Below are 9,104 nucleotides of genomic sequence, written 5' to 3' on the forward strand. Positions count from 1 at the left end.
CAATTGTTCTCTGCCAGAGTTGAATTCCCTAAGGAAATGCCGTTCACGTTGCATAGTAGTTTTCGTCGATGGATTCCGTCTCCTTGGTCCGCGTAACCGAAGCACTGAACGCTGCATGGGGACCCGATACGTGCGCTCCAGAAGACATCGGGGATTGGTCGGAGGAGAATCCCGCGCGCGGGCAATGTGCGACTACTGCGGTGGTGGTGCACGACTATTTCGGTGGTGACCTGGTTCGCGGCGAGGTGCACGTTCGAGATGAACGAGTGGACTTTCACTGGCGGAACCGGTTACCAGACGGGTCGGAGATTGATCTCACGCGTGAACAATTTTCGGTGCAGGAGAGCGTGATCGGTGGTGTCTATGTTCCGCGTCCGACGGGTTGGACGCGGCTCGATTATGAATACTCACTCCTCTCAGGCCGAGTCGCCGAACACTTGAAGCGCTCACCCACAACATTTTTGGCGTCACAGGGTTGAACCTCACTGCACCAGATCGTCCGCGCGATGTCCTTGTGGATCGGCGATGGCGGTGCGCTTGGTTGGTCATGCCTCTTCGTGCGCATTCGAGCCCGAAGACACCCATCAATCGTGCACCGTGCCACATCAATGCCCTCACTACGCATTTCCAGCCACACCTTGTGTGCACCGTAGACCGAATAATTCTCGGTATGCACACGGCTGACCTCGGCTTGAAGTTCTTCGTCGCGCACAGTCCGCTGGCCCCTCGACTGCAGGAGCGGCACCCGAAGATAGTCGAACCGGCATACCGACACCTCCGGATCGCGCAGAATGGTAGTCGGCGTACACGCGGATGAACCCGGGGAGCGGTGCAATGATCCGACGACGGCTCGGCCAAGCATTAATGGTGATCGCGCTCGCCTCCGCGGCCGTTTCGACCGCGCCCGTCCACGCGCAGGAACCGTCGCCAATCACGACGCCGGGCACAGTGACCGCGGCAACTTCCCTGCCGCACTCCTTCTGGATTCCCGGCGCCGCCAACGCATCAAAGCTCACGTACTGGTCCACAGGACCGCTGAACCGGCCCGCGTTGAGTACGGGCGCGCTCTTCCTGCCCCCCGGCGACCCACCCGAAGGCGGCTGGCCGGTCATCTCGTGGGCTCACGGCACTGTAGGTATTTCCGACCAGTGCGCTCCCACCGTGACCGGGACCGTTGGCAGTCCGTACCTCACGAACTGGCTCTCGCAGGGCTACGCGATCGTCGCGACCGACTACGTGGGGCTCGGCACGCCGGGAATCCACGCGTACCTGGACGGACCGTCGGCGGCGCACAGCGTGATCGACATGGTGCGTGCCGCGCGTGCGGTCGAACCGTCGCTCTCACCGCGGTGGTTGGCACTCGGACAGTCTCAGGGCGGGCAGGCCGCTATGGTCACGGCAGCGATCGCCACACGGTACGCACCCGAATTGGACTACCGGGGCGCGGTCGCGACCGGGGCGCCGTCCAATCTGGAGAACCTTGCACCACTCGTGGGGCCGGACTTTCCCCGCTTGCCACTGACCGGCAGCACCGTGTTCGTCTCGTACCTCTTGGCAGGACTCCGGGCGGCGCGACCCGATCTCGACATCGATCGCTACCTGACACCACGCGGCACGGATGCCCTGGCCCGAGCCGAAACCGACTGCTACCAGGACATGGCATCGGGCCTCGGCGACGTCACGATCGGCGATCTGGTGAACCGGCCCCTCGACGATCCCGCGGTGCTGGCTGCTGCTCGCGGCATGCTGGAGATCCCGACGACCGGGTACGACCGGCCAGTGTTCCTCGGACAGGGGCTGACGGACGAGATGGTGCCGGCACCGCTGGCTTTGAAACTCGCTGCCGAACTCGCCGCCAACCGCCAGCCAGTTACATTCCGCACATATCCGAACGGTCATATCGAGACAATGCGGGCAGCGCTCCCCGAAAGCCTCTCCTTCGTCCGGAATCTCTTCCAGCCGTAGGTGAATCATGTGTTTCGTGAGAGCCTGTCCGACCCACTTTTCATCTTCTCAGCACCGTCAGGAGTGCGCGGCTGACCGAGGATCTGCCGAAGCCGAGCGTTGCAGCTATGGCGTCGAGGCTCTTGCCCCCGCCGCAGGTTGGACCGTCACCGAACATCGGGAGCGAGGCGCGTCAATAACCATAGACGTCAACATCGCATGTCCTGGGTGGACCGCGGATCTAGACACGTACAGCGTCTAGGCGATCGACTTCGACGTTTCGGATCGCTTGGGGCCACAGTGCGATGCGACCAGGCGAACCGACTTTGGCCGTTCTGCTGAAATATTCTTCCTGGCAACAAAATTCGACTGAAGCTGGTCAGGAGATGACCTCGATCGCTAGTCCTCGTCCTCGTACTCCGGTTCGGGCTCATCCGCCCATGCCTGATATCCCGGACTCTTCAGATGCAGGTGGATCGCACTGACACCCCGGTTCAGTGTGATGACCGCTTTCGGCAGATCCCACCGGATAGTTGCCTCAGGTTCGGCGCTCGTGGCTGTCCCCAGGAGTGCAGTTAGTGCCACATCGAGGTTCGTGAATCCTTCGACCAGCAACGGACGCACCACGGTCATGGGCGTAGCTTCATCTGCCACGTCCGTGACTAAGATCGAGATCGAATCCATTCTGTGTTGCCGCCCGAACATGTTCGCCGTCGGCCGGCTGACATGAAAGTTCGTCCGAATCGAGCCGCCAGCATGCCTGAGTTCGACGAGCTCCCATCCAGCCTGTGCGCAGAATGGTTCCAGGTCGTCGACGGCCCAGGTCCAGTCGAATTCTGCGGCGAGGCGGGCGATCCGGATGGCGCCCTCGATGTCGACGTGCATGCGTGGATGCTATCTGCGAGTGTCAACATGACCTGGACCTGGAACGGACGCTCCTAGGAATTACACGCTGTCAGAGAACTCGGCCGCCGCGGAGGTAGACCTGCGCTGAACGCCGAGGTCAGAGATCCCGCGCCGAGTGTCGCAGCGGCGAGAACGCCAGTGTGCCTGCTGCGATGGCGAACACGATGGTGACGCCGATCAGGGTGGGGCGTTCGCCGATCGCGCCGACCAACAGGCCTGCTGTCACGGCACCGAGGGCGGCCATGGTGCGGTTGACGGAACGCCGGGCGGCATTCACGCGCCCGAGAAGCTCATCCGGAGTGAGCGCTTGCCAATAGCCCATCTCGTTCGCGTTCTCCGCGCCTGCTGCCAAGCCCTGCAGGCCAAGAGCTGCGAAGAGAAGGAGATGGCCAACAAGTGTGTCGGTCGCGAAGGTAACGAGAAGCCAGGTGAGGGGATACAGCGAGCGGGCGAGGATGACCGTTCGTCCTGGTCCGATTCGCGTGCCGATCGCATGTGCACTGGACGCTCCGAGGAGGCTTGCGACACCGAACGTCGTCAGAAGCAGGCCGTATGTGTAGGCGCTGAACCCGAGTGAGCGGAGGGCGAAGAGAGACAGCACAGTCAACGCGGCTCCGTTGGCGAGGAACCACACGTGTGTCGATATTGCGAGCGGGTTGAGAGTGCGGTGGCGGTAGGTGAATCTCAGACCCTCACGCACTTCGTTCATCAGGTTGCGGGAGCGAGAAGCGGGTCGAGGCTCGTCTACGTCGAGACCGTAATTTAGTGCGGCATCAGCGAGATAGCTGATTGCGTCGACGGCAATCACCACGGGAGCGCCGAGCAGGCCTACGAGTGTGCCTCCGACCGTTGGCCCCAATGTCGTTGCCGCTGCGTCGGCTTGGTCGAGTCGAGCGTTTGCTTTCACCAGTTGACTGCGTGGAACCAGCCGGGGCAACAAGGACTGCATCGCAGCGAAGCCGAACACCGAGAAGGAGCCGAACAACAGCAACACGATGACCAGAACCCAGACGTGCAGAAGCCCGGCGAGCCACAGAAGCGGGACGGCACCGAGCACAACTGCCCGACCGACGCTGGCCCACACGAGAATTGGCTTGCGCCGCCACCGATCGACGTAGACCCCCGCGACCAACCCGAGCACCGCATACGGGATCAACTGAGCCGCGTTCACCACACCCACTTCGAACGGCGTCGCGTCCAAAAGCTGCACTACCAAAATGGGCATCGCCACCGCTGTCACCGACGAGCCGGCCGAACTGATCACCGCGGCCGTGAGGAAGCGTCGAAATGATGATCGGTGACCTGCCGGCGAAATGTCACTCATCGCTTCTACTCACGATGCCGCCACATGTCCGACTCCGCAGGTCCGTCCCATGAAGGGAACTGTAGTCGAGCACGCCCGATATGGTGCTGAGCCCGGGACGGTTGTTTGGCATTGCGAAGTTGACAGAAGTACTCGACATGGCGACAGGGGGGCGACTCTACCGATTCGAGGGAAGGCATCACCATGATCGAAACAGGCTCTCCCACAAGCATTTTCTTGATACCCCGCACTGAAGAACGCGACGGGTACGAGAATGAGTGCTTCACCCATTACGTCCAAGGCATGTTCCACCGCTGGATGTCAGGGCGCCACAGGATCTTCGGTCTTTTTCTCGCACGCCAAGCCGTCGCCAGCGGCACCGTCGAATGCGCATTGGCTGTCGGCTTCGAGCAGATGAAACCCGGCGCACTCAAGCGGGTCTGGGACGACCGCCCAGCGCCGATGTTCCGTTTCGACGATCTGATGACCGAGATCCAAGGCGTCCACGACGCGCCGCGCACAGCCCAGATGTTCTATCGGAACCATGTCGACAATGCGGTGGCAAGACCGTCCTCGGTGCCTGGTGGGCAGATCTGGTCGGCTGCGGCAAGCACGGAAGCGGGTGCGTGACCCATGGCCACGCCGTGAGCTGCCCAGTCCAGCATTTCCAGATCGTTGATGCCGTCACCGACGGCTAGGGTCCGTGTTGCGGCGACGCCCAGCTCGATGCGCAGCCTTTCCAGCATCGCAGCCTTGCTTACGCCGGCTGCGGTCAAGTCGGCCAGTGGTTCGTCTTCGTAGCACAGGCTTCGAATGCCGGGGAGGTCGAGAGTAGACAAGATTTCGGTCAGCTCCTGCCCACTGCGTCCAGGCCAGTGGATCGCTAGTCGGGTGGTCGGCGTGGTCGCAAGTTCGTCGATATCGACCAGCTCGACCTCGCCGTGGTGCATATCCGCGTCGTCGACAGGGCCGGTTGCTCTGACCCCGATGCCCGGGTTCTCGGCTACGAAGATCGCGCCGGGTAGTTGTTCGCGTAGTGCCGCGATGGGAGTGCGTAAATCGAAGACCACTTGCTCCGCGATTTTCCCGGTTGCGGCATCGATCAGCACGGCCCCGTTGGAACAGATCGCGAACCCCGTCATGATGTCGAGCTCGAGTAGGAACGGTCGTGTGGCGGGGGCGAGTCTGCCGGTGCACAGCACGACGTGGGCTCCGGATCGAACAGCTGCCCGCACAGCCGATCTCACTGCGATGCTGATCGTTTCGTGCGCGAGCGGATTCGTGTCCTCCGCGACGTGCAGGGTGCCGTCAATGTCGAGGGCAATCATCATCGGGTGGCCGGATTCGAAAACCAAGGGTCATCCTTCGATAGTGTCAACTCGACAAAATTCATCGGTAGACCGTGTGTAGGTCGGTTCGGGTGCAACATACTCGAATCGGTATTCGTCGCCCAAACAGAAGCGGTGTCCGCCACGTTATCGGCACCGTCCACACACTCGGCGGGCGCGGCATCGCATTCCGCTCCCTCACAGAAGGATTCGACACCACCGAGGACGGACGGTGGTTCCTGAGCTGCAGTCACCGGATCACGCGAGGCCGCCCGAGGCCATGAAATTCCCGAATCAGAATTGTCAGACCTGTTTAATGAACTCCCCACAAGGTGAGACGGGTTTCTCGGACACGCTGTCGATTCGACAACTGTTGAAATCGATTTCGCTCCGGAACCGTTTTCTGTCGGCGGACGAGGGTTAGCTGGTGGTCTGCACTCATTTCTCAGTCACATACGGGAACATGTCTCATCCTCTGGTGCCTCAGAAACAGCCTTGGTCTCAACAGTTCACGGCCGATTCTGAGACTGACAGCGAAAGCCGAGACCGCAGTCGGCGAACCAAAGAGGGCTTTCCACTCCGGTTGAAGGGTCCCTGGCTGGTATGCCTCGTATGGCCCGCGAGATGGCCTGCAACAAGACGGTTTCCGGCGGATTGAGCCGCTACTGTGCAAAGAGTCGGAAACGGTCGTCGCGAATGGCCGCTGCCACTTGTTGGGCACTCTGTTCTTCCTCGTCGCCCGACGTGTCCAGTACATGATCATCGAGCTCGCCGAGGTCGGAGAACTGATCCCACATCGAGAGGATTGGCCCCTCGTCGATCAAGGCGCTTGGCGCGGTTCGGGCTTGGGCTCGCTTCAGCGTGATGTCGCGCTGCGGCCGGAGCACGATGTAGTGGACCGCCAAGTTCGGGTGCTGTGTCGCGTGTGTTCGGAAGTGGGGGAGCATCCACGGCCCGATGATTCCGTCGATCACCGTGGTGAAGTCGCCGCGAGCATAGGTATAGGCGGCGCCGGCGATCACATCCATGACAGTCTGGTTCTGCGCATCGGACGTGGGCTCGTACGGAGGTATCGCGCCCGAAACGATGCAGTGCCAGAAGTCGTCTGTGTGCAGATGAACGCCTTTGCTGTAACCGCGGGCAAGTTTCGCGGCGAGGGTCGACTTCCCTGCCCCTGGTGGGCCGGTCAGAATGATCACTTGTGCGCTCACGCACCACAACCTATCCCTATCTCGACGGCTGAAGCACCCGATTTTCCCGGCCTAGGTCCAGTATTCTCGCCGAACGTCGCGGCGATGTCGTGCGAAGCGTCGCCGCCGTCGTGCTCGCGGTTTGGCCGCGAACATTTCGGTCCCGAAATCGCACTCCGAGTTGGCCCGCTGGCAATTCGCCGCCCTGCACCCGGATCGTGCGTTCTCGTGCGGGTAGTGCAAGCAGGGTGGGGCGGAGGTTTCGTGGTTGTCGACGCCGTCGAAGTCTCCTATGGCATCTCAGATGGAGATACGTCCAACCCTGGGTCAGCTTCGCCGGAAAGTCGAGTATGGTCCGGTCATGGGCCGACTCACAGAACTACTCAAGTCCGTAAAATCACTCGGATCACGCAAAGACACCGCCGCCAAGCAGGAAAAACGCGCACTGGATCGGTGGGAAAACGAAGGCGGCCCTGTCGCAGAGGATCCACGACAACGCTGACCCCGGACGAGTGCCAGCGCGCCTGGACCGATCAACCCAGCCAGAATTGGCCGCAACTACCTGATCGGCGCCGGCAGTGCAGACCTCGACGCACACGGAAGTACAACAGACGTTTTCGATGGCTGAGTTCGGTTGCACTACGTCGGGGGCAGTGACGAATCCCCGTGGTGACCGGTGGCTATGACGACCACCTGAACAACAGCGTCTTCAGGCATCTCGGGGTAGTAGTTGACCCGGAGTTGTCTTGCGAAATTCGTCATGCCGGTGCCGGGTGGCTGGCGGGCTGCTAGCGGCGACAGATGAGCGAGATCGTACGTTTCTACAGCGGTGACCTGTCCTGAAAGGGGGCGGGCGGTCGGGTGATTTATCGAAGATGAAAATTGCCGGCCCTTCGTGAATGTCTTCGCGCCAGCGGACGGTGGAAACTTTCGCGCCAGAAACCACTGCCGTGTAATGCTTCTGATGAAAGTGCACGGTTTGAGCAGGAGCGCAGGTCGTCATGTTCGCATTGTCCACTAAGCACGGCCAGCACCAAGGCGGTCCTACCCTCGATGGCGGCGGCCGAAAGCGTGGCCTTCGCGCGGGGTGACCGAATCCGACTTCATCACGGTTGCAGGGTTGATCCTGGCCGCGGTGACGATTGCCAGAGTCCGGCGCGGCCGGCGATCGAGTATCGAATCCTGAGCTGGTACCTCGTTCGTCAGATGTAGTACTGCAGATGGATGTGCAGTCGAGTACCTGCTGATTGACTCTCTCCCGGAAGGGAGTCGTCAATGAGCACGTCCGTCAACCGAAGCCGCTGGTCGATCGTTGCGTTGTCATGCGCCGGAGCGGCATTGGTGGCCGCGTTCGTTTTGGGCCCGGCCGCGTTGTTACGCGGACGCTATCCGCAGTTCCAAGATCAATCCGTCATTAGTGTGCTGCTCGGCCGCGGCTTGGTCGACTACTGGGGTAGCGGAGTCCGCACCTATCCTCGAGGCTTGGCGGAGATGGTGGACTACTGGTTCGAGTGGCACGCGATCAAGATCGTCATCTCGGTGCTGCTGACCGCGGTTCTGGGTCTGCTCGCGGCGACTCTGTGGCGGCGATCTCTGACGGCCGGCGTAGGTTGCGTGGTCGCGGCGGCCACTACGACTGTGCTGTCATTGGTTTCGGTGTTTGTGGCTGTGCTCAACATCCAGTCGACGGTCGCACCCGTAGTCGCGCTGCTTCCGATGCTCTCCGCTGACAACGCGGACGGGCCGACAGCGCAGTCTCTGATCGACAACGGTGTGCAGAGCGGAGACTCCGGGCCGCCACTGCTCGAGTTGCTCACACAGGTTGAGCACTACAACTGGGCGGCGATTGTCGCTACCGCCGTGGTGATCGCTGTAGTCGCAACCGGAACCCGCATCGCCTTCCGACGCTACAGGTCGTCGGACACGATCAACGGTGCCCACTGTCGGATGTTCGTCGCCCTCGGATCGCTCGGTGCTGTGATGACCATTGCGATGGCGCTGCTGTTCGTTGCGGCCGTTGTTGCCGTCGTCGATCCAGGAGAAGCTCTGCTCGGCGTGGTCGGGCTGTGACTCTATTGCCGGACCAAGATGAAGGGCGACGGCGTATCCATGACCGAATCGCGGAAGTGCTGAACGTCGCTCGCAGTACGTTGTGCCGAAACCTGTAGTAGCAAAAGTGAATTCGCTATGTCATTGGAAATGTTGCGTCTTCGCCGGCACTGATGTCGCCGGTTCGGCCTCGATGGATGTGCTTCCTACAATTCGATGGGGCGATTCGGGTGTGGGCCTGTGGTTGGCGCGCTGATATCTGTGCGCCATTGCCTCGACCGCGGTGAGTGGGTAACGCAGCTGTCTGTCGAAGTGGGAGAGGGGCAGCTGCGTCGCGGGTTGCAGATCGTCAAGCCGCGGCTCTCGACGGCTCGTTGCGGTAAC

Annotated in this window: 8 protein-coding genes and 1 pseudogene; 4 read left to right on the forward strand and 5 right to left on the reverse strand. The window is 61.5% G+C overall.

The genetic code is table 11. The features are described 5' to 3' along the window. Positions 1–397: 397 nt before the first annotated feature. Entirely contained in the window at positions 398–862 is a 465-nt protein-coding gene (locus ABH939_RS28110; protein WP_372510022.1) for an IS3 family transposase, read from the reverse strand. Here ABH939_RS28110 and ABH939_RS28115 point away from each other — a divergent pair. Further along, positions 835–1,965, forward strand: coding sequence for a lipase family protein (locus ABH939_RS28115; protein WP_003941079.1), 1,131 nt, complete (start codon positions 835–837; stop codon positions 1,963–1,965). The genes ABH939_RS28110 and ABH939_RS28115 overlap by 28 nt on opposite strands. Positions 1,966–2,343: 378 nt before the next feature. Here ABH939_RS28115 and ABH939_RS28120 read toward each other — a convergent pair whose 3' ends face one another. Both ABH939_RS28120 and ABH939_RS28125 read right to left on the reverse strand, forming a co-directional pair. Beyond that, the gene (locus ABH939_RS28120; RefSeq protein WP_209448325.1) at positions 2,344–2,829 is read right to left on the reverse strand and encodes a DUF6301 family protein; all 486 of its coding nucleotides are present in this window, start codon (positions 2,827–2,829) and stop codon (positions 2,344–2,346) included. 118 nt (positions 2,830–2,947) lie between these two features. Continuing rightward, entirely contained in the window at positions 2,948–4,174 is a 1,227-nt protein-coding gene (locus tag ABH939_RS28125; RefSeq protein WP_209448326.1) for an MFS transporter, read from the reverse strand. A gap of 324 nt (positions 4,175–4,498) precedes the next feature. Here ABH939_RS28125 and ABH939_RS28130 point away from each other — a divergent pair. Beyond that, a pseudogene (locus ABH939_RS28130) lies at positions 4,499–4,687 on the forward strand (lipid-transfer protein); the annotation flags it as partial. Here ABH939_RS28130 and ABH939_RS28135 read toward each other — a convergent pair. Both ABH939_RS28135 and ABH939_RS28140 read right to left on the reverse strand, forming a co-directional pair. Next, positions 4,687–5,508 (reverse strand): HAD-IIB family hydrolase, encoded by an 822-nt coding sequence (locus ABH939_RS28135; protein ID WP_141751457.1) that lies wholly within the window; start codon positions 5,506–5,508, stop codon positions 4,687–4,689. The pseudogene ABH939_RS28130 and the gene ABH939_RS28135 overlap by 1 nt on opposite strands. 635 nt (positions 5,509–6,143) lie before the next feature. Further along, positions 6,144–6,692, reverse strand: a complete 549-nt coding sequence (locus ABH939_RS28140) for an AAA family ATPase (RefSeq protein ID WP_021333803.1) — start codon at positions 6,690–6,692, stop codon at positions 6,144–6,146. A gap of 340 nt (positions 6,693–7,032) precedes the next feature. On the opposite strand from ABH939_RS28140, the gene ABH939_RS28145 reads away from it, so the two are divergent. Then, positions 7,033–7,173, forward strand: a complete 141-nt coding sequence (locus ABH939_RS28145; protein WP_154606704.1) for a hypothetical protein — start codon at positions 7,033–7,035, stop codon at positions 7,171–7,173. A 773-nt stretch (positions 7,174–7,946) separates the two neighbouring features. Next, a complete protein-coding gene (locus ABH939_RS28150; protein ID WP_404650472.1) occupies positions 7,947–8,741 on the forward strand; it encodes a hypothetical protein in 795 nt (264 codons plus the stop codon). Positions 8,742–9,104 lie beyond the last annotated feature (363 nt).

This window comes from Rhodococcus sp. 27YEA6, from assembly GCF_044908235.1.
In the GTDB taxonomy this organism is placed as follows: Bacteria; Actinomycetota; Actinomycetes; order Mycobacteriales; family Mycobacteriaceae; genus Rhodococcus_F; species Rhodococcus_F qingshengii.